Here is a 20780-nt window from a genome sequence, read left to right as displayed (position 1 = left end):
CTGAGCTATGAGGTATCTTTTCCTAGCTTAAGCTGGCAAGCTCGGAAACTCCCCCAAAGCACCACCAGCCAAAAAGTGTAAATCATGACCCCACTGTTGTGAACCAGAAATACTTGAGAGAGACCGAAATCGATATAAGTGACAGGCAGTAAAGCACCCGCTACTGCTAATGAACGAAGCACAAGATTAGATGTGCGCAGCTGTCGCATAAATAATTGCATAGGCACTAAATAAAGTAACACTAAGGCTATAAGTCCCAGTATTCCGCGTTTAGCCGTAGCATCAATGAAATCATTATGGGCATGTCCATAGTGCGCAACACCCGCATCAATTATTCCAGCCTCCCCCAGCGCATGCATCCCTTGTTGATAACCATTGCTACCCCAGCCAAGTATGGGCTTTTCAATAATTAGTTGAGAAGCTCCCTTCCACATCTCAAAACGAGCGCCAACAGACGAGGTTCGACTCTCACCAGAAACATAGCGCTGAATATCATCTACTGCCTGATGAACGCGCTGTTTAACCCCTAACGGCGGTACCGAATAAACAGTTAACCCCCCTACAACGATCACTATTAAAGCGCCTATCTTCGCGCGAGGAGCCAATTCATGACCATAGCCACGATATAGCACCCACAGCACAATAGGTAACCCGACCCACCCACCACGACTACCGGAAAATAGTGACCCTAGGACACCGCCTATGGCACCCAATCCAAGTAACAATACCCAGCGCTTGGGATTGTTACATTTAACTGCCCAACCCATCCCCGCCAAACAAAGAACGCCTGTCAGCATGCTGATGTTGCCAAACTGGATAACATGGGTATATCCGCCAGCCCTATCCACACCGGAAAACAGCTTTTGCCAAGCCCCCCAGCTTCCGACCGCTATCCCACCCAGGGCCAAACCGCCCCATAAGAAGCTCAGCCGCGGTGGATGGGCCAAGATCAACGCTAATACAGGAATTACCAATAAAAACCGCAAGGGTTTATCTACGCCTCGAAGTCCCTGCCCATCTCTCCAGGCTTCGAATAACCCTACCAGTGCGTAAAAAGCCAATACACCAATAACCCACCAATCTTGACGGCCAAAACGAACGCTTGTACGGATGAACGGGAGCACAAAAGTGCCAAGCAGCAAAAGAACAGCGCCTACTGAATAGCCGGAGGGTACAATTAGCGCAATGGCGCCTAAAAGAAGCACAGCTAAGGAGGTGTACATACGTAATAGAGAAATCGGGGAAGAAGCGGAAGAGAATGTCAATGAAACCATAAATATTTCCGTTTGGAGACGGGAAGGTGAAAGGCAGCCATTCTGACAGAATCACTAATGAACAGCAGCTAGCTTCTTACCAACGTGCGATACCGAGCTGAAAGCGCGTCCAGAAAAAATTGGAAGCGGCTTCTTGGTCAGAGCATTTCCCGGCCCGATTTACGCCATCAAGATCCCCCTATATGTAATGTAAGCTATGCTGGAGCAGCATAATACTCAATTAAACGTTTTACATGCTGCTTGTTGCTGAAGTGCTTCTCAACTCGAAGTCGAGCAGCATCTCCCATTACTTGACGTTTGGCAGCATCACGAATCATGATGTCCATGGCATCATGCCAAGCGTGTACATCAAATGCCCCCACTAGCACGCCTGAATCCGCATCTACCAACTCCGGCAGCGACCCCGTATTTGAACCAATGATTGGCATTCCGCAGGCCATCGACTCAATAATGGTAAGGCCAAACGCTTCATTTTTCGACGGAATACACACCATATCCAAGACCGGCAAGATTTCAGTTAGATCGTTGCGGTGCCCTAAAAAGGTGATTTTATCGGCTAAGAAGGTGCCCGCAACGGCTTGCTCTAACTGAGCATAAAACGCTTCAACGCCACCTGTGGCATGGTCAGTACCTCCTATGGAGAGCGCATAAAAGTTTAACATGGGGTCTAGCTTAAGCAGCGCATTCACCCATACATCTTGCCCTTTGCCTGGGGTAACACGTCCGGGTAGCCCAATCAGCACTGCATCAGTCAGTACGCCCAAGGCCTTTCGCTTGGCACGAATGGCAGCAAAATCATGACAGGGTCGGTACTTAACAATATCCACCCCATGAGGTAAGCAGACCACCCGCTCACGCGGGACAGGTAAATTGCAAATATTGCGCTGATGCGTTGCCTGACTAATGGAGAACACGCGGGCCACGCTACCGTAAGCAATTCGGTGGTAAAGGCTCTTTTTAGGTCGCTGCCCGCCCACATGATCAGTATAAAAGATATTTAATTTTGGCAGCAGCGCTTTTAACAGCGTAGTCAAGCGCAAATCACTCGATTTATGACAATGAATAACGGTGACCTCCTTTTCCACCAGCCAACGCCTTAGCGAGAAGATATTGGCCAGAGCCTGACCATTGCTGGCAAAAGCTTTGTAAGGCACGCCATTGCGCTGCATATAGGCTTCCACCTTTGTGCCTTTCAAACAGATACCGATGACATCCCACCCCTCTGCCTGCAGGTCTTCCATTACACGGTCTACATATAGTTCCATTCCGCCTTTACCATCAGAAAGACACAGTTGCAGTACCTTATTTTTCATAGCTTTCCCTACTCAGCCGCACACCGTTAAACAATCAATGTAATCTCTTGTATTATACAGGCTGCTATTAATGGGGCCTAAATCATGACGCGGAAACTGCTTGTCGTGCGTAACGACAAAATCGGCGATTTTATGCTGGCTTGGCCAGCCCTAGCGTGTTTAAAAAAGGCCTCGCCTGCCCTCCACGTTACCGTTTTAGTTCCCTCCTATACGGCTCCGCTGGCCAAGGTGTGTCCTTGGGTGGACGATGTTATTGTTGACCCAGGCAGTAAAGCGAATAAAGCAGCGCAGCAGGCACTGCTTCACCACATGAAACAAGCGAAGTTTGATGCGCTATTGACACTTTTCTCAACACCGCGTATTGGCTGGTTAGGTGTTCGAGCGGGCATTCCATTGCGCGTAGCCCCCGCCACTAAGTGGGGTCAGGTATTCTATAATGTTCGGGTGCGCCAGCGTCGCTCACTATCTGCTAAGCCGGAGTACCAGTACAATATCGATTTGGCCTGCGAGTTACTGGCACATTTATCGCTGAAGCTTCCAACCCTGCCCTCGCCGCCTTTTTGGCCGCTGAGTGACGCTCAGTACCATACTCAACGACAAACGCTTATCCGCGAGTCGTCAGAGTATGTGGTGGTAGTTCACCCAGGCAGTGGCGGCTCAGCCGTCAACCTGCTAATTTCGCAATATGCGACCCTCATTACTCAGATCAATCAGCAGTGCCTTAACCTGCCTCTTCGCTGGTTGATAAGCGCCGGACCGAGCGAACAGCCAGAGGCTCAAACATTGATTGACCAGCTGGCCGACAACGGAATAACGGCAGATCACTTTCCTGCCACAACAGGTTTGGACGCCTTTGCCCTACAATTAGGAGGTGCGGATATGCTGATTGCAGGTTCGACGGGGCCATTACATATCGCTGGCTGCCTCAATCTTGCGACAGCCGGTTTTTACCCTGCCAAGCGCTCCGCGACGCCACTGCGCTGGGAAACTTGTAACAGCGCGGAGAAACGCCTCGCGTTTAGTCCCCCCGTGGGTGCTGACCAGCAGGATATGCGCGCGATTGATATTGATGCAGCGGCCCAAGGAATAGTGAAAGCTTTAATAAGCGCAGGAATATAAATGAAGCCAATTACCGGAATTGTCATCACTTTAAACGAAGCCTATAACATAAGCGAATGCTTAATTTCACTTAGCAAAGTATGTGATGAACTTATTGTAGTAGACTCAGGTAGCGATGATAAAACTGTTGAAATAGCCGAAGCCTATGGAGCAAAAATCTACACCCAAAACTATCTGGGTGATGGGCCACAGAAAGCTTTTGGCGTGCCGTATGCAAAAAATGATTGGATTCTTTCTTTAGATGCTGATGAGCGTTTAAGTGAAGATGCTGTAAGTATTATCAAAACATTAGAACTGGGTGACCCTCAAATAGCTTACTGTTTTCACCGTAAAAATTATGTTGGTGAGCACTGGATAAAAGCTGCCGGTTTTTACCCAGACAGTGTTGTAAGGCTATATAACAGAACGACTTCAGGCTATCTCAATAAAAAAGCACACTCGTCTGTAAAAGCCCCATCCATTTGCCAAACAAAAACACATATAGAACACTTAACCTATAGAGACTTATCAGATTGGGTTTCTCGCATCAATGTATTATCAACTAGGGATGCTTGGGCAATGAAAGAAAGTGGAAAGAAGCCATTTTTCTTCAATCCTATACTTCACAGCGCTAATGCGTTCATAAGAAAGCTGATTTTCAAAGGGGGGCTTTTCCAAGGAGCAGATGGCTTTTTAGTAGCAATTACCACCGCCTTCCATGCTTATATGAAGTATGCAAAGCTTAATGAATTGTATAAAAAAACCACCAGCAAATAATACAACCTCATACCAAAACCGGTAAAAAACCATGAAGAACCTTTTTAAAAAATTACTAATTTTAGCTACAAGCCGATTAATAAAACTTTTCGCAAACACTTTAAAAATGTTAAACTATCCTTTTTATTGGCTTTTCCCAAAAACACGCTTTACTCTGCCAGAACATGCTAACCCGCTGTTTAAAAATAATAAAAAAAAGAGTATATCGCGCATTATTTGGCAAACTAATTTCACCAATAAAGTAACTCTACCTATCTATCTCAATTATCTGTTCAACCGTATGATGGCTCCGCACTTTGAGTATCGCTTCATGAGTACTGAAGCGCGACGTGAATTTATTAATAAATATTACCCTGATGTGCTGCCTCACTATAATCGTTTACAGATTGGTGCAGCCCAAGCTGATTTATGGCGACTATTGGTGCTTCATAAGTTTGGCGGTGTTTACCTGGATATCGATGCACACCAAATCTGGCCACTCTCTCAAGTAATTGGTTCAGAAAATAAAGAACTCTATGTTAGCACACGTCAAGGTGAATTTAGCAACTACTTTATTGCAAGTGCTCCTAACAACCCCAATATTGCTAATTTAGTTGAGCAAATAGTAAAGAATATTAAAGAGAATACTTTGACGAATGTGTTTCACATAACAGGCCCAGGCGTATTTAATATGCTTTTGGATAGTGAGCAAGTACCGACCGTTTCCTATCGTTATGCAGTGAACCAGGGTAATTTTACCAATGAGCACTTCCAGTATATTGATAAACCACAAGGCAAATGGAATAAGGAACAGCGCAATATACGAGTCATACGCCCAGAAAGCACGGACAACACCAAATCATAAACACGGTGAGTTTTGTCAGAAAAACTTCCTGCTTTTATCTACATTAACCTAACCCACGAATTACTTCTGTATTACATATTTGCATGCCATCTTCATTTTAATTGATAAATTTTTTTAAATATGCTTGGCCGCAGAAACTGAGTGCAACACCTGAGCATTTCGCTAAGGTGTTGTCCCATGTCTTACCTCGAACTCAGCATTGAAGAACGTGCCAGCATCCAAGTGGGTCAAGCCCAAGGGATGAGCCTTCGGCACATTGCCCAGCTCTTAGGGCGAGCTCCTTCAACCATATCTCGTGAAATACGCCGTAACCAAATGGCCCAGAACGGTTACTGTGCCCGGCACGCCCAACGTCAGCGAGAAAAGCGTCGAGTAGTCTGTCGTCCTGCGCGTAAGCTTTTGCCAGGCACCGAGCGGTTTGATCTCATCGTGTATATGTTGCGGCGACGCTTGTCTCCTGAACAAATTAGCGGCAAGCTTAAGACGATGAAACTACCTGATTTGCGCGATGCCTACGTCTGCCGAGAGACCATCTACACGGCCATTTATGCCTTGCCCGTTGGCCACCTTCGCAAGGAACTGATTCACTGCTTGCGACAAGGTAAAACCACACGCAAGCCTCGCCGTGGCGAAGTGGATCGACGTGGTCAGATCCCTGACATGGTCAGCATTCACTTACGTCCGCCCGAGGTCAGTAAGCGTGAAATGCCCGGCCACTGGGAAGGCGATCTGATCAAAGGTAAGAATAACGCGTCCGCGGTAGGCACCTTGGTAGAGCTTAGCAGTGGCTATCTGATCCTCGCAAAAATGGACGATGCCACCGCCACATCCGCCGTAGCAGGCTTTAGTGCTGCTCTGAACCGAATGCCGACCACCGCTCGAAAAAGCATGACCTATGATCAGGGGCGTGAAATGACACACCATGCAAAAATTACTCAAGAAACCGGTGTTGCGATTTACTTTTGCGATCCCCATAGCCCCTGGCAACGGGGAGCCAATGAGAATATCAATGGCCTTATCCGTCAATATTTACCGAAAGGAACAGACCTTTCAGTACATAGCCAGGAAGAGCTGGATGCCATTGCCTTTGAGCTGAATATGCGGCCTCGAAAACGCTTTGATTTTAAATGTCCGATAGAAGTGATGAGCGAGCTGATGGCCAAGTACCATGAAAGCCCATCAACCATCCAATGAGTGTGTTGCACTCAGAGTCTGCATCCGCCATGGATATTCTCTAATATCATTAATAATAATTTCATAGAAGATTTTAAGAATCCTAGCTAATAAAATTTAGCTTTTGATAAAAAACAGTTATATTCGCTCTTATAAAAATAAAAAGTAGTGAAGAAACGACTATCCAAAAGAGCTTATAAATCCTAAAATAATAGAATAACTGCTTTTAAGAGCTTTTATTTGGAGACGCATGCCTGCATTAATGTCACTCAAACGCACCCCTTGGCTACCGCTGGTTACAATCGGCCTCTGCCTGGGTTATACCGTCACGGTAATGACCCGCCTGCCCTGGTGGACGTTATTTTTTGTAGCCGCGGCATGGATTGGTGTAGGGCATAAGCTACGCTGGGGCCGACCTGCCAACGCCCGTTATCGTAAAATGTGGCCCTGGTCACTGGTACCGTTAAGTCTTTGGGGTGTTTACGTTTACTTGGCGGATAGCTTTGGCATTGTCGATCTGGGTGCGGTGTTTTTTCACCTCCAGGCAGGCATGGCAGAGCATGGTGGCGCAGGCAAAATGATTTCCGCGGTGCTCTATACACTGATAATGATCGGCGTACTAGCAGCCGTGACGTGGCTGTCGCGCCACGACCAGCGCTGGCGGTTAGCCGAGCGCTTTTTCGCTATTTTGTTGCTGGCTAGCAACCCGCTACTTTATGGCCTAGGCCAGCGCAGCGCGGCGATAGTCACTGATGATGGCGCCTGGCTAGACCGACGCTATAAGCCACCCCCCACTGAACATCTAAGGGACGCACCTAACCTACTCATCCTATATCTGGAAAGCATAGAGCGCACCTACTCCAATGACATATTTGGGGATGCTTACGCCAGCCTCAACGAGTTGGGGAAACAGGGCACCGTCTTTGAGGGCGTGCGCCAGATGGATAATACGGGCTGGACGATGGCGGGCATGATTGCCAGCCAGTGCGGCGTGCCATTGATGCCTGCAGGGCTCCTTCATGACAGCCAGTTTGAGCCTCTTTCCAAGGTTGTCCCTGGCGTCGATTGTTTGGGCGACATCCTTGCTGAACAGGGCTACCAACTAAGCTATCTTGGCGGTGCTAGCACTCAGTTCGCGGGTAAAGGACTGTTCTATCGCGGCCACCAATTCAATACGGTGAAAGGGCGTGAAGATTTAGAGCCCCTGCTAGAGAATCCTGAGTATGTAAATAGCTGGGGCCTCTATGACGACACGCTGTATGACATCACCGCCGATGAGATCAGGCATTTAGATAAAGAAGATAACGGCCCCTGGGGTGTGGTTAGTCTGAATTTAGCAGGCCATGCCCCCAATGGTTATCCCTCCCAATCGTGCGTGGAACGACAAGGTGAGTTTGACGGCCAGGACATTCTTTACTCGGTGGAGTGTGCGACTTGGCTGGCTCAAGATTTGGTTGAACGGTTGGATTCTGAGGGTCTTCTCGATAATACCTTGGTGGTCATACTGAGCGACCATCTGACGATGCGCGTTTCTGTGTGGGATCAATTGACCGCGCTAGACCGCGACAACACGCTGATAATGCTCGGCAACGATATCGAGCCACAGCGTATTCGCCGAGACGCTACCATGCTGGATGTTTTCCCCACGATACTCGATGCGCTGGGCTTTAGTTTAGAGCGCGACCGCGCTGGATTAGGCACTTCGCTTTTCAGCAATAATCGTACGCTGGTAGAGGCCCACGGTATCGAAGTGCTTAATGAGCGTTTACGGGAAGAGACGGCGCTTCAGCACCGCCTTTGGGAGGGTATCTCCCCTCAGCGGCGCGAGCCCGATGAGCCTCCTCAAGAAGCCACTCAAGAGCAGACCCTAGAGACGCCTGCTGACGAGGCAGACGAAGTCGAACTCATCCATTAATGATCACGCTCTCCCACTGATGAGCCGCATGAATCTGTTGATACACTTGCTCAACGCTGAGCAGATTCAGGCAATTAGTATGCCCCAATGGGCAGGTACGCTGAAAGCAGGGAGAGCAGGAGAGCGCCAGGTAATGAATGACGGCGTTATCGGTCAACGGTGGTGTGTAGGCGGGCGACGACGAACCGTACAACGCATGGATACGAACGCCTACCGCTGCAGCCACATGCATTAATCCCGAGTCGTTGGTGACTACCTGCCTGCAGTCCGCCAACAGATCAACCGCATCGGCCAGCTGCGTTTTACCACACAGGTTATGCGCATGGGAAAGTCCCTGAGTGATCTCCTCTCCCGCTGGGTGATCCTTTGCCCCACCGAGTACGCGTACTTCGAACCCCTCTTCCACCAGCCGTTTGGCTAATGCATGAAAATAACTAATCGGCCACTGCTTGGCAGGGCCGTATTCCGCGCCAGGCATCATGCCAATCGCCGAACGCGATGAAAGCGAGTGCGTCAGGCGTAAATTAACCAGATTATCGCGGTCTATCTGCAGGCGTGGCTTGGGCACCGCAAAATCACCGCTAGCCGCTTCTTCAAGCGGTAGACCCAGGGATACAAAGCGCTTTACCGTTTGATCCAACACCTGTTTGTCGAGCTTGCGGCGCTCTTTAAGGAGCCCATAGCGATGTTCGCCTAAAAAACCTATACGCTCGGGAATGCGTGCCATAAAGGGTACCAGCGCGGCTTTCCACGAGCGTGGTAGAACAATGGCACGATCAAAACGTCCACGCAGGCGGTTGGCGAGTTCACGGCGGCTGGCTAAGCCAAATTCACCGTGCCCCACTGCCAGTGGCAGCACTTCGTCCACTTCGGGCATCCGCTCTAAAATAGGCTGTGACCATGCTGGTGCAACCACGCCTATCGTCGTTCCTGGCTGACGGGCTTTTAGGGTCATAAACAGGCTCTGTGCCATGACCATATCGCCTACCCAAGAGGGGCCAATCACCAGCAAACGCTGAGCTGAGTTAGCCATTTAACCACTCCAAGTAGGCCTTCACCCCTTGAGCAACGGTTTTAAACTCCACATCGCAGCCGCTTTCGCGTAGCTGGCCAATATCAGCACGAGTATAGCTCTGATAGCGACCTTTCAGTTCTTCGGGGAAGGCAATGTAGTCGATCTCACCTTTACCGTAAAAGTCGATAACCGCCTCGCCAATGGCTTTAAAAGGCTCAGCACGACCGGTGCCAAGATTGAAGATACCTGACTTGTCGGGATGATCTAAAAACCATAGGTTCACATCGATTACATCGCCCACATAAACAAAGTCGCGACTCTGCATGCCGGCATCAAAACCGTCATAACCGCCAAACAGCTTGAGCGTTTCGCCATTTCGAATTTGCAGATGGTTATGATAGGCCACACTGGCCATTTTACCCTTATGCTGTTCACGGGGGCCGTAGACATTAAAGTAACGAAAGCCCACTACTTGAGTGGTCAGCTCGCTCCAGCGCGAACGCACGTGCTGATCAAACAGCAGCTTGGAATAGCCGTACACGTTAAGCGGCTTTTCGCACTCGGGCACCTCTTTAAATACCTCGCTGCCGCCATAGGTGGCGGCTGACGAGGCGTATAAAAAAGGAATACTCTGCTGCTCGCAGTAATTAAGCAGCACTTTGGAGTACTCAAAGTTATTTTCCATCATGTAGTGGCCATCCCACTCGGTGGTATCCGAGCAGGCGCCTTCATGGAAAATAGCATCGATCTTAGGTAGCTCGACGCTATCACCGCGCAGGGCAGCTTTTACTCTGGCAAGAAAATCGTCTTTATCGAGATAATCCGCCAGCGTGCAGTCGGCTAAATTGACGAATTTGGTGCCATCGCGTAAATCGTCAACGACCATCACGTCATTTCGACCACGGGCGTTCAGTGCTTTGACTATGTTGGCCCCGATAAAACCGGCACCGCCTGTTACCACAATCATACTGTTCTCCTTACCTAAAGCGGCTTGTTGGGCATACGTGCCTATAACCCATCTGCCTAGGATTGTATACTTGACGCCTTATGAATTCATGGCCAACGGTGCTTTCCGCGATGAGTGTCTCGACAAACCAATCGACACCTGATGTGTCGACCTTTCAAGGCTTGATCCTTGCTCTGCAGCAGTACTGGGCAGAACAGGGTTGCGTCATCCTTCAGCCGCTCGATATGGAAGTCGGCGCGGGCACCTTCCACCCCGCCACTTTCTTGCGGGCGATTGGGCCCGAAACCTGGAACGCTGCTTACGTACAGCCTTCAAGGCGCCCGACTGATGGCCGCTATGGCGAAAACCCTAACCGCCTCCAGCACTACTATCAGTTCCAGGTCGTTATGAAGCCATCACCGAGCAACCTTCAGGAGCTTTATTTAGGCTCACTCAAGCGCTTGGGCCTTGATCCACTGATTCACGATGTGCGCTTTGTCGAAGATAACTGGGAATCACCTACCCTTGGCGCCTGGGGCCTGGGCTGGGAAATCTGGTTAAACGGCATGGAAGTCACCCAGTTTACCTACTTCCAGCAGGCCGGTGGTATTGAATGCTACCCGGTAACCGGCGAACTGACCTATGGTCTTGAGCGTATTGCCATGTACCTGCAGGACGTCGACAGCGTTTATGACCTCGTCTGGGCGATTGCTCCCGATGGCAGCAAAGTCAGCTATGGCGATGTTTATCTGCAAAACGAGCGCGAACAGTCCGCCTACAATTTTGAACACGCCGATGTGGATCAGCTGTTTGCCGCTTTTGACCATCAGGAGAAAGAGTGCGGCAAACTGCTCGCTGCCAACTTGCCGTTACCTGCCTATGAGCAAGTGCTGAAGGCGTCGCATACGTTCAATATGCTGGATGCTCGGCACGCTATTTCGGTTACCGAGCGTCAGCGCTTTATTCTGCGTGTTCGCACTATGGCCAGAGACGTCGCCACCGCTTACTTTGAGTCGCGTAAAGCAGAAGGTTTCCCCATGGCGCCAGAAATACTTCGCCGCGAACTACTCGCTGACCAGGGAGACGTTTAAATGGCTGTTAATACGCTGTTATTAGAACTCGGAACAGAAGAACTGCCTCCTACCGCTTTAGACGCACTTTCTGATGCGTTTGCAGCGGGGATTACTAAAGGCTTGCAAGACGCTGATGTGCCGTTCGCCAACATTACCGCCTTTGCCACACCGCGGCGTTTAGCAGTACAAGTAAGTGAATTGGCCAATAAACAGCCTGATCGCGACGTTGAGCGTCGCGGGCCAGCGCTCGCAGCAGCCTTTAAGGATGGCGTGGCCACCAAAGCCGCGGAAGGCTTTGCTCGCTCCTGTGGGGTAAGCGTAGACGAACTGATTCATTTAGAGACCGATAAAGGCACCTGGCTAGGTTTTCGTGAACAGCAACAAGGCGAATCTATACAAGCGCTGCTGCCCAACATACTGCGCAAAACCATTAGCACTCTCCCGGTACCTAAAAACATGCGCTGGGGAGCTTCCCGGGTTGAGTTTTCTCGCCCGGTTCATTGGCTGGTCGCGCTCTACGGCAGCGACGTCGTGGCCGCTGAGGCACTTGGCTTAGAAGCTAGCTGCACCACTTACGGTCACCGTTTCCACGCGCCTGATGCTATTCAGCTGGCCCACGCCGATGAGTATGTGGCTACCCTGGAAAACGCCTATGTACTAGTCGATCGAGAGCAACGTCGTGAGCGCATTCGTGAACAAGTGCTTGCTGAGGCCGAAGTTCAGGAAGCCACTGCGGTTATCGACGAAGACCTCCTGGTAGAAGTGAGCGGTTTAGTTGAATGGCCAGTCGCCCTGACCGGTAGCTTCGATGAGCGCTTTCTGGAAGTACCTGCTGAGTGCCTGATCTCCTCAATGAAGGCTAACCAGAAGTATTTTCACCTGCTGGATGACGCTGGCAAGCTGAAACCACTATTTATTACCATTGCCAATATCGATAGTGCTGACCCCGACCAGGTCATTGCCGGTAACGAAAAAGTCATTCGCCCGCGCTTAGCCGATGCAGCATTTTTCTACGACACTGACCGCAAGCGCACACTGGCTTCGCGCACTCCTCAATTGGAAAACGTGGTTTTCCAGCAGCAGTTGGGCACCCTGGCGGATAAAGCTCGCCGCAGTTCGGTTACGGCGACTTTTATTGCCGAGCGTATCAATGGCGACGTAGCTCACGCCCAGCGCGCCGTAGCGCTGGCCAAATGTGACCTCGTCACTGAGATGGTGCTCGAATTTCCTGAGTTACAGGGCATTATGGGTCGCTACTATGCGCAGCAAGATGGCGAACCAATGGAGGTTGCCCAAGCGCTTGAAGAACAGTACCTGCCGCGCTTTGCTACCGACGCCATTCCCCAAAGTGCGACAGGCAAAGCAGTGGCCCTGGCTGATCGCCTGGATACCCTGGTCGGTATTTTCGGGATTGGTCAACGCCCTACCGGGGCCAAAGATCCTTTCGCGCTGCGTCGTGCCTCGATTGGCGTGCTTAACATTCTGGTTAAAGGCGAGCTAAACCTTGACCTGCGTGAGCTACTTCAAGTTGCCGTCGAGCAGCATAAAAGCCTACCTAAGGCCGACGGCCTCGTTGAGGATGTACTGACATACATGCTGGACCGCTTCCGCGCCTGGGGTCAGGAAGAAGGCATCAGCGCCGAGATGTATTTAGCGGTACGTGCACGTCCGGTTACTAACCCTCTCGATTTTGCACGCCGCCTGCGCGCTGTGAAGGCCTTTGCCCAGCGCGAAGAAGCTTCAGCGCTAGCGGCTGCTAACAAGCGCGTCTCAAATATTCTAAGCAAGCAGAAGCATGACGGCAGCACACAGGTCGATCAAAACTTGCTGCAGGAAGATGCCGAGCGGGCGCTGTACGACGCTGTGACAAGCAGCCAGGCGCAGGTGGCACCACTATTTGCTGCGGGAGACTACCAGCAGGCACTCGATGCACTTGCCACACTGCATACACCGGTAGATGCTTTCTTTGATCAGGTAATGGTGATGGCGGACGACCCGGCTATCCAACTCAATCGGTTAGCGCTTCTTGCTAGCCTTCAAGCGCTGTTTTTGGAAGTAGCGGATATTTCACTGCTCCCTCAGTAGCCGTTCCGTTTATTCCCCCATCCAAGCCCAACAGCCTTAGCTGTTGGGCTTTTTTACGATTCACGGAAATGCGTGTTTCACGTGAAACATTCCTCTTTGGTCAGCTAAGATAGTCTGACGGTGTTTAAGATATAGGATTGCTATGCTAAGTGCTGAGAAGCTGGTTATTTTAGATCGTGATGGCGTCATCAATCATGACTCCGATAACTACATTAAATCCCTTGATGAATGGGTGCCCTACCCCTCTTCAATCAAAGCCATTGCCCGACTCACGCGCGCGGGTTACACCGTTGCAGTAGCGACTAATCAGTCGGGTATCGGCCGCGGTTATTATAGTGAAGCAACGCTGCATGCCATGCATGATCACTTTATCGCACTGGTTGAGCATGAAGGCGGTCGTATCGCCCATATCGCTTACTGCCCCCATGGGCCAGATGATCATTGCCTGTGCCGCAAGCCACTACCTGGACTTCTCCTGGAAATTAAAGATAAATTAGGCATAGCCAGCTTAGCGGGCAGCTGGATGGTCGGTGATAGTCTGCGCGATTTGCAGGCGGGCGAAGCGGTAGACTGCAAAACGGCGCTGGTTAGAACGGGAAAAGGACTTAAAACTGAACAAAAAGACGCTGGCCTTGCTGTTGATAATGCTCAAGTTTTCGATGATTTAGCACAATTTGTTGAGTGGTTAATAGGGTAACACCGGGCCGCACAGTAGGCTTGGCCGCTCTACTTTGGCTGAACAAACAGCCTCTTCTTCTGCCACCATTTCCTGCCAAAAAAAGCGCCTCTATGGAGTGGGGTCCAAAGAGGCGCTTTTCATAGTGCAGTTAAATACAGCCCAACTAAAACACAGTGCGATTAACTCATGGTGACGTTAAGTCTCGTTAAGGTGTTTCACGTGAAACACCTTAACAAATACAGCCAGACTTACACGTCCAAGTTCGCCACTAGCGCATTGCTTTCAATAAAGTCACGGCGGGGCTCAACGTCGTCACCCATCAGGGTGTTGAACATCATATCGGCACCCACAGCATCTTCGATAGTCACCCGTAGCATGCGGCGGCTATCAGGATCCATGGTGGTATCCCAAAGCTGATCCGGGTTCATTTCACCCAGTCCCTTATAGCGCTGTACGGACAGCCCCCGCTGGCCTTCTTGCATTAGCCACGCCAGTACTTCCGAGAAGTGCGATACCGGCTTCTGACGCTCACCACGGGCGATAAAGGCGCCCTCTTCAAGGAACCCATCTAGCGTTTCACCCAGCTCGGCAATACCGCGATAGTCAGCGCTTTCAAAGAAATCCAAGCCCCAGGCGTAATCTGTGGTAACACCATGTGCTACAAGAGAGACGGCCGGTAAGAACAGCCCACGCTCAGAATCTTCTTGAAGATAGAAGTTGTAGCGCGGGCCGCCTTCATAGGCGACCATATCGTCCATGGTTTTCTGCAATTCGGCTATCCAGTTCTCCATGGTCACACGGTCTTTCAAACTCTCCTCGCCTTTGAGCGCAGAGGCATAAATGATCTGCTTAAGCACTTCATTGGGATAAACCCGCGACAAACGATCAATCCGCTTCATTACATTGCGGTACTGATTCACCAGCGTTTCAAGCTGAGAACCCGAAATACCTGGTGCATTAGCATTTACATGCAGGCCTGCGCCGTCTAGGGCTGTCGTGGTTAAGTAATCCACCATCGCCTGCTCATCTTTCAGATAGAGCTCCTGCTTACCGCGCTTGATTTTATACAGCGGCGGCTGAGCGATGAAGATATGACCGCGTTCTATTAATTCCGGCATTTGACGGAAGAAGAACGTCAACAGCAACGTACGAATGTGCGAGCCGTCGACATCCGCATCGGTCATGATAATAACTGAATGGTAGCGCAGCTTATCGGGATTAAACTCTTCACGGCCGATGCCACAACCCAGCGCGGTGATTAGCGTACCCACTTCTGCAGAGGAGAGCATTTTATCGAAGCGCGCTTTTTCAACGTTCAGGATTTTACCCTTAAGCGGCAGAATAGCCTGGGTACGGCGATCACGCCCCTGCTTAGCACTGCCACCTGCCGAGTCACCCTCCACCAGGTATAGCTCTGATTGGCTTGGGTCTTTCTCTTGGCAATCCGCCAACTTACCTGGCAAACCAGCAATATCCAGGGCGCCTTTGCGGCGTGTCATATCCCGCGCTTTGCGGGCGGCTTCACGGGCTCGCGCCGCATCTAGCATCTTATTAACGATCGCCTTGGCTTCGTTAGGCTTTTCAACAAGATACTCGGAAAACAGGCGGCTCACCTCCTGTTCAACCGCGGTCTTCACTTCGCTAGAGACTAGTTTATCTTTCGTTTGAGACGAAAACTTCGGATCCGGCACTTTGACCGAAATAATCGCGGTCAGGCCTTCACGGGCGTCATCGCCGGTAGTATTGACCTTGGCCTTTTTGAGCAGGTTTTCAGTTTCAATATAGTTATTGAGCGTGCGGGTAAGTCCGGCACGGAAACCAGCCAAGTGCGCACCGCCATCACGCTGCGGAATATTATTGGTGTAGCAGAAAATATTTTCGGTAAATACTTCGCTCCATTGCATAGCCACCTCAACTTCAACACCATCTTCACGGATAGCATTAAAGTGAAATACCGGGTTAATCACATTTTTATTGGTATTCAGGTGATCAACAAAGGCTCGCAAGCCGCCTTCATAATGGAACAACTCCTCTTTACCGCTGCGCTCATCCATTAAGCGAATAGCAACGCCTGAATTCAAGAAAGAGAGTTCACGTAACCGTTTGGCTAAAATATCAAAATGGAATTCAATATTGCCAAAGGTTTCAGGCGAGGGGCGGAAATGGACGCGCGTGCCGCTGTTTTCCGTTTTGCCCACAACACCCAATGGCGCCTGAGGCACGCCGTGATGATATACCTGTTCAAACACTTCACCCTGGCGCCAAATCGTTAAACGCAGCTCAGCGGAAAGCGCGTTAACAACGGAAACGCCAACGCCGTGCAAGCCACCAGAAACCTTGTAGGAGTTATCGTCAAACTTACCGCCTGCGTGTAGCACTGTCATAATTACTTCAGCAGCGGAAACCCCTTCCTCTTCATGAAGCTCGGTAGGAACGCCGCGGCCGTTATCACTCACGGTCACCGACTCATCCGGGTGAATGACAACGCGAATTTCGCTGCAATGCCCGGCCAAGGCCTCGTCGATGGAGTTATCCACCAACTCGAAAACCATATGGTGCAGCCCGGTGCCGTCATCGGTGTCACCAATATACATGCCTGGGCGCTTACGTACTGCGTCCAGACCCTTGAGCACCTTGATGCTTGATGAATCGTAAGCCTGCTCGCTCATTGACCACTCCGTCGTGAAGTCTGTCTCATTCCGTATCGCCTAACCTTCCTGCACTAGCTGACTTAACCCCTGCTCAGCATGTTTCACGTGAAACATCTGTACTGAGGTACCGGGCTGCCAGGTGCTTCTTAAAGCAGAAGGTTCGACGCTGGTAATAAATGCCTGGCACTGCATATCTTCGAGTAATTCACAAAACTGCTGCCGATTTTTTTCGTCGAGTTCTGCTGGCAAATCGTCTATAAGATAAATACAGTGCCGCTGTGCTGTTCTTTCCAGAAACCGCCCTTGGGCAAGCTTCATTGCGCTCACCACTAACTTTTGCTGGCCTCTGGAAAGCACTTCAATTGCAGGCTGTTTATTGACTCTGATGCGTAAATCTGCTCGCTGCGGCCCCTGCTGCGTGAAACCCATTTGCTGATCCGTTGCCCGACTATCGTTTAGCACTTCCGCAAGTGATCGCTCTTTATCCCAGCCTCGCGCGTAATGAAGCGACAAACCGGGTAAAGGAAGAAGCACCTTAAGCGTCTCTTCAAAAACAGGCAAAAAAGCGCTGAACCAAGATCGTCGCAGTATATCCATCTGTTCGCCCGAAATAGCTAGCTCATACTCCCACACCGCTATTTCCTGGGGTTCTATTCTACCACGCCTCAGCAGTGCATTCCGATGTTTCAGCGCACGCCGTGTACGCTTCCAGACGGCTAAGAAGTCGTGTTTCACGTGAAACACACCCCAATCTAGAAATTCACGGCGGCCAGCCGGCGAGCCTTCAAGCAATCGGAAAGCATCAGGGTTAATTAACTGAAGCGGCATTGCTTCAACAAGCTCAGCCAGTCGAGCGTTTTTATCACCCTTTAAGCGCAGCTCAAGCTCTCGCTGAGCACGCAAGCGGCGCACCCCTAGGGTGACATCAGGCTCGCCGCTTAATCGCCCATACAGCGTCACATGCGGCTCATCCGCCTGAATTGCATGCTTTAACTGACGGGTACGAAATGAACGGCCCATGCCCAGAATATGGATTCCTTCGAGCAGGCTAGTTTTACCACTGCCATTAGCACCACTAATAACGTTTATCCGCGAAGACGGCACCATCTCGACCGGCAGGAGATTACGTAGGCCGTGGAAATTAAGCAGTGTCAGTTCCAACCCATTATCCCCGCTTAAAGAGTCAACGAACATTAGAGATACGCCCCAAACGAGGAAGCGGCGCTCCTGGTCTCAGAAGCGCCGCCAACTTATTTTGGCCTAACTTAGTATGGCCTAGTAGCTTATGCCACATACTAAAAAACGCTTACAGACGCATAGGCATAACAACATAGAGCGCATCACCACCGCCCGGCTCTTCAAGCAGTGCACTACTATTAGGGTCTGCTAGCGTAATTTGTACGCGATCTTCATTAAGCACTGTCAGCACATCGACTAAATAGCCAACGTTAAAACCAACCTCCATCGCCCCACCGTTATACTCAACGGCGATATTCTCCTCCGCCTCTTCCTGCTCGGGGTTGTTGGCCATCACCTTAAGGTTGTTCTCTTCAAGGTATAGCCGCACACCACGGTACTTCTCATTAGAGAGGATGGCAGTACGCGATAGCACCTGACGAAGCTCAGCGCGCTCAGCAAGCAGTACTTTGTCGCCATTGCGCGGCACGACACGTTCGTAGTCTGGAAATTTGCCGTCGATTAACTTAGAGGTAAAAGTGAAATCCCCAGTATGAGCGCGCACGTGACTAGATCCAAGCGTTAGGCTAACGGGCTCATCACTGTCATCTAATAGACGCGACAGCTCTAAAATCCCCTTACGCGGTACAATCAGCTTTTGAGACTGACTGACAGAAACCTCGATTGGGCGTGAACACATCGCCAGACGGTGCCCGTCAGTGGCTACCGTGCGCAGTAAACTACTTTGGATTTCCAGTAGCATACCATTGAGGTAATAGCGTACATCCTGCTGCGCCATGGCAAATGAGGTGGCTTCAATCAAGTGCTTTAACGTACCGCGAGGTACGCTAATTTCCTGACTGCCATCCGCATCTTCGATATTGGGAAACTCAGCTACCGGCAGGGTTGAAAGCGTAAAGCGCGAGCGACCACTGCGCAGAACGGCGCGTCCTTCTTCAACGGCAAGCTGGATATCAGACTGATCAGGTAGCGATTTGCAAATATCCATCAGCTTACGAGCGGGTACGGTAGCGGCTCCCGGCTGATCAACTTGACTGGCAACAGTGCGCCCAACGAGCTCAACCTCAAGGTCTGTACCAGTAAGCGACACCTGGTCGCCCTCTACTTGAATCAGTACGTTAGAGAGCACAGGCAAGGTTTGGCGGCGCTCGACAACACCAGCGACCAGAGTCAGCGGACGTAGCAGCGCCTCTCGGGAAATCGAAAATTTCATCAATACTCCGGTTCTATATCCTGAAAGACCTGTACGTAACAGGCCCGTCCCATGGGGTGATTAACTGGTCAACAGGCGCAGTAAATTCTTGTAATCCTCACGAATATCCGCACTCTCTTCCTGCAATGATTTAACTTTTCGGCAAGCGTGTAGCACCGTTGTGTGGTCACGCCCACCAAAGGCATCGCCAATCTCTGGCAAACTATGATTAGTCAGTTCTTTAGCAAGCGCCATCGCCACTTGGCGAGGACGAGCAACCGAGCGTGAACGGCGCTTGGAAAGCAGATCCGCCACCTTAATTTTGTAATACTCAGCGACCGTACGCTGAATATTATCCACGCCAACCTGCTTATCCTGAAGGGCCAAAAGGTCCTTCAGCGACTCACGAATAAAGTCTTGAGTGATGGTTTTACCCATAAAGTGTGAGTCGGCGATGACTTTTTTCAATGCGCCTTCCAGCTCGCGCACGTTGGAGCGAATTTTCTGGGCGATAAAGAAAGCCGCGTCGTGGGGCAAATCGACCTTAGCTTGATCGGCCTTTTTCATCAAGATGGCCACACGGGTTTCAAGCTCAGGCGGCTCAATGGCCACCGTAAGACCCCAACCGAAGCGTGATTTTAACCGCTCTTCCACGCCACTGATCTCTTTAGGGTAGCGGTCAGAGGTGAGGATCATCTGCTGACCGCCCTCTAAAAGCGCGTTAAACGTATGAAAAAACTCTTCTTGCGAACGCTCTTTTCCGGCAAAAAATTGAATATCATCAATAAGTAGCGCATCGACACTACGGTAAAAGCGTTTGAAGTCATTAATCGCATTTAGCTGGAGTGCTTTCACCATATCGGCGACAAATCGTTCTGAGTGCAAGTACACCACACGGGCATTTTCTCGCCGCGTCGCCAGCGCATTGCCCACCGCATGCATCAAGTGCGTTTTACCAAGCCCCACTCCACCGTATAAAAATAAGGGGTTATAAGCACCCCCTGGGTTTTCTGAGACCTGCCGGGAGGCGGCGCGGGCTAACTGATTCGATTTACCTTCTACAAATTTATCGAAAGTAAAATTCGGATTAAGCCCACTGCCATGCTTGAGACTGCCCTCTACCTGAACCTGTCGTTCGTTAGGGCGCCGTCCTGAAGATTCATCGCGCAGCCTATCAATTTCGCGTTCGTCGGCAATACCTCCACGTGGCGGCGTGTGTACCGCGGGCGATGCAGGTCGCGACGGTGAAGCCGATACAGGATTGCCTAAGTCACGATGCTGAGGAGCCTGCGTTGCCAAACTACGGCTGCCCACTGTCAAACTTACTTTTGGTGGCTTGGCCGGCGCGAGCTCGCGCATCAGTTCGCTGATCCGCTTGGCGTACTTATCACTCACCCAATCGCGCACAAAACGATTCGGCGCTAATAAGCGCAGCTCGTTGGACTCTCCTTCTTCTGCCTGCAGCGGGCGTATCCAGGTGTTGAACTGCTGTGAATTCAGCTCATCCTGCAGGTTGTCCAGGCACTGTTGCCAAAGCGTGAGTGACAC

At 50.6% G+C, this 20780-nt stretch carries 16 protein-coding genes; 8 read left to right on the top strand and 8 right to left on the bottom strand.

Features of this window, described 5'->3' with window-relative positions:
* Window positions 1-5: 5 nt before the first annotated feature.
* Both ACQE2I_RS00080 and ACQE2I_RS00075 read right to left on the bottom strand, forming a co-directional pair.
* Window positions 6-1274 carry an O-antigen ligase family protein gene (locus ACQE2I_RS00080; protein ID WP_427029488.1) on the bottom strand — a complete coding sequence of 423 codons (1269 nt, stop codon included), beginning with the start codon at window positions 1272-1274 and terminating at the stop codon, window positions 6-8.
* A gap of 194 nt (window positions 1275-1468) precedes the next feature.
* The gene (locus tag ACQE2I_RS00075) at window positions 1469-2587 is read right to left on the bottom strand and encodes a glycosyltransferase family 4 protein (protein WP_427029487.1); all 1119 of its coding nucleotides are present in this window, start codon (window positions 2585-2587) and stop codon (window positions 1469-1471) included.
* A gap of 84 nt (window positions 2588-2671) precedes the next feature.
* Here ACQE2I_RS00075 and ACQE2I_RS00070 point away from each other — a divergent pair, with 84 nt between their 5' ends.
* The 5 genes from ACQE2I_RS00070 (at window position 2672) to ACQE2I_RS00050 (ending at window position 8394) form a co-directional block, all read left to right on the top strand.
* Window positions 2672-3706, top strand: coding sequence for a glycosyltransferase family 9 protein (locus ACQE2I_RS00070; protein ID WP_427029486.1), 1035 nt, complete (start codon window positions 2672-2674; stop codon window positions 3704-3706).
* Window positions 3707-4462 (top strand): glycosyltransferase family 2 protein, encoded by a 756-nt coding sequence (locus ACQE2I_RS00065; RefSeq protein ID WP_101145064.1) that lies wholly within the window; start codon window positions 3707-3709, stop codon window positions 4460-4462. It begins immediately after the preceding gene.
* Window positions 4463-4493: 31 nt separating this feature from the next.
* On the top strand, window positions 4494-5306 hold the full coding sequence (locus tag ACQE2I_RS00060) for a glycosyltransferase family 32 protein (protein WP_427029485.1): 813 nt from the start codon (window positions 4494-4496) through the stop codon (window positions 5304-5306).
* Between the two features lie 177 nt (window positions 5307-5483).
* Window positions 5484-6500, top strand: coding sequence for an IS30 family transposase (locus tag ACQE2I_RS00055; protein ID WP_192539966.1), 1017 nt, complete (start codon window positions 5484-5486; stop codon window positions 6498-6500).
* A 229-nt stretch (window positions 6501-6729) separates the two neighbouring features.
* Entirely contained in the window at window positions 6730-8394 is a 1665-nt protein-coding gene (locus tag ACQE2I_RS00050; protein WP_427029484.1) for a sulfatase-like hydrolase/transferase, read from the top strand.
* On the opposite strand, the gene waaF is transcribed toward ACQE2I_RS00050, so the two are convergent.
* Together waaF and rfaD are read right to left on the bottom strand one after the other, a co-directional pair.
* Complete coding sequence (gene waaF / locus ACQE2I_RS00045; RefSeq protein ID WP_427029483.1) at window positions 8384-9427, bottom strand: lipopolysaccharide heptosyltransferase II; 1044 nt, start codon at window positions 9425-9427, stop codon at window positions 8384-8386. The two genes, ACQE2I_RS00050 and waaF, sit on opposite strands and share 11 nt — an antisense overlap.
* Window positions 9420-10376 (bottom strand): ADP-glyceromanno-heptose 6-epimerase, encoded by a 957-nt coding sequence (gene rfaD, locus ACQE2I_RS00040; RefSeq protein ID WP_427029481.1) that lies wholly within the window; start codon window positions 10374-10376, stop codon window positions 9420-9422. The genes waaF and rfaD overlap by 8 nt, the downstream gene beginning before the upstream one ends.
* 110 nt (window positions 10377-10486) lie before the next feature.
* Between rfaD and glyQ the strand changes: the two genes are divergently transcribed.
* From glyQ to gmhB, 3 genes are all read left to right on the top strand, one after another.
* A complete protein-coding gene (glyQ, locus tag ACQE2I_RS00035) occupies window positions 10487-11446 on the top strand; it encodes a glycine--tRNA ligase subunit alpha (RefSeq protein ID WP_427029480.1) in 960 nt (319 codons plus the stop codon).
* Window positions 11447-13513: a glycine--tRNA ligase subunit beta gene (gene glyS / locus ACQE2I_RS00030; protein ID WP_427029479.1), complete on the top strand. Its 2067-nt coding sequence runs from the start codon at window positions 11447-11449 to the stop codon at window positions 13511-13513.
* Window positions 13514-13655: 142 nt separating this feature from the next.
* Window positions 13656-14210: a D-glycero-beta-D-manno-heptose 1,7-bisphosphate 7-phosphatase gene (gene gmhB / locus ACQE2I_RS00025; RefSeq protein WP_427029478.1), complete on the top strand. Its 555-nt coding sequence runs from the start codon at window positions 13656-13658 to the stop codon at window positions 14208-14210.
* Between the two features lie 230 nt (window positions 14211-14440).
* Here the strand turns inward: gmhB and gyrB are convergent, their stop codons facing one another.
* From gyrB to dnaA, 4 genes are all read right to left on the bottom strand, one after another.
* Window positions 14441-16861: a DNA topoisomerase (ATP-hydrolyzing) subunit B gene (gene gyrB / locus ACQE2I_RS00020; RefSeq protein WP_427029477.1), complete on the bottom strand. Its 2421-nt coding sequence runs from the start codon at window positions 16859-16861 to the stop codon at window positions 14441-14443.
* Between the two features lie 39 nt (window positions 16862-16900).
* Entirely contained in the window at window positions 16901-18004 is a 1104-nt protein-coding gene (gene recF, locus ACQE2I_RS00015) for a DNA replication/repair protein RecF (protein WP_427031505.1), read from the bottom strand.
* A 145-nt stretch (window positions 18005-18149) separates the two neighbouring features.
* A complete protein-coding gene (dnaN, locus tag ACQE2I_RS00010) occupies window positions 18150-19253 on the bottom strand; it encodes a DNA polymerase III subunit beta (RefSeq protein ID WP_427029475.1) in 1104 nt (367 codons plus the stop codon).
* Between the two features lie 60 nt (window positions 19254-19313).
* On the bottom strand, window positions 19314-20780 hold the full coding sequence (gene dnaA, locus ACQE2I_RS00005; RefSeq protein ID WP_427029474.1) for a chromosomal replication initiator protein DnaA: 1467 nt from the start codon (window positions 20778-20780) through the stop codon (window positions 19314-19316).

It is taken from the genome of Halomonas sp. H2 (assembly GCF_050215315.1).
In the GTDB taxonomy this organism is placed as follows: domain Bacteria; phylum Pseudomonadota; class Gammaproteobacteria; order Pseudomonadales; family Halomonadaceae; genus Vreelandella.
Note: the sequence above shows the minus strand (reverse complement) of the source record. Positions and strands in the feature narration are given on the sequence as shown.

Excerpts from the sequence above, each read along its gene's own strand:
- ACQE2I_RS00060 (WP_427029485.1), top strand. The coding sequence starts at position 4,494 with ATGAAGAACCTTTTTAAAAAATTACTAATTTTAGCTACAAGCCGATTA.
- ACQE2I_RS00080 (WP_427029488.1), bottom strand. The coding sequence starts at position 1,274 with ATGGTTTCATTGACATTCTCTTCCGCTTCTTCCCCGATTTCTCTATTA.
- gyrB (WP_427029477.1), bottom strand. The coding sequence starts at position 16,861 with ATGAGCGAGCAGGCTTACGATTCATCAAGCATCAAGGTGCTCAAGGGT.
- glyQ (WP_427029480.1), top strand. The coding sequence starts at position 10,487 with ATGAGTGTCTCGACAAACCAATCGACACCTGATGTGTCGACCTTTCAA.
- ACQE2I_RS00050 (WP_427029484.1), top strand. The coding sequence starts at position 6,730 with ATGCCTGCATTAATGTCACTCAAACGCACCCCTTGGCTACCGCTGGTT.
- glyS (WP_427029479.1), top strand. The coding sequence starts at position 11,447 with ATGGCTGTTAATACGCTGTTATTAGAACTCGGAACAGAAGAACTGCCT.
- gmhB (WP_427029478.1), top strand. The coding sequence starts at position 13,656 with ATGCTAAGTGCTGAGAAGCTGGTTATTTTAGATCGTGATGGCGTCATC.
- dnaN (WP_427029475.1), bottom strand. The coding sequence starts at position 19,253 with ATGAAATTTTCGATTTCCCGAGAGGCGCTGCTACGTCCGCTGACTCTG.
- ACQE2I_RS00065 (WP_101145064.1), top strand. The coding sequence starts at position 3,707 with ATGAAGCCAATTACCGGAATTGTCATCACTTTAAACGAAGCCTATAAC.
- ACQE2I_RS00075 (WP_427029487.1), bottom strand. The coding sequence starts at position 2,587 with ATGAAAAATAAGGTACTGCAACTGTGTCTTTCTGATGGTAAAGGCGGA.
- waaF (WP_427029483.1), bottom strand. The coding sequence starts at position 9,427 with ATGGCTAACTCAGCTCAGCGTTTGCTGGTGATTGGCCCCTCTTGGGTA.
- ACQE2I_RS00055 (WP_192539966.1), top strand. The coding sequence starts at position 5,484 with ATGTCTTACCTCGAACTCAGCATTGAAGAACGTGCCAGCATCCAAGTG.
- ACQE2I_RS00070 (WP_427029486.1), top strand. The coding sequence starts at position 2,672 with ATGACGCGGAAACTGCTTGTCGTGCGTAACGACAAAATCGGCGATTTT.
- rfaD (WP_427029481.1), bottom strand. The coding sequence starts at position 10,376 with ATGATTGTGGTAACAGGCGGTGCCGGTTTTATCGGGGCCAACATAGTC.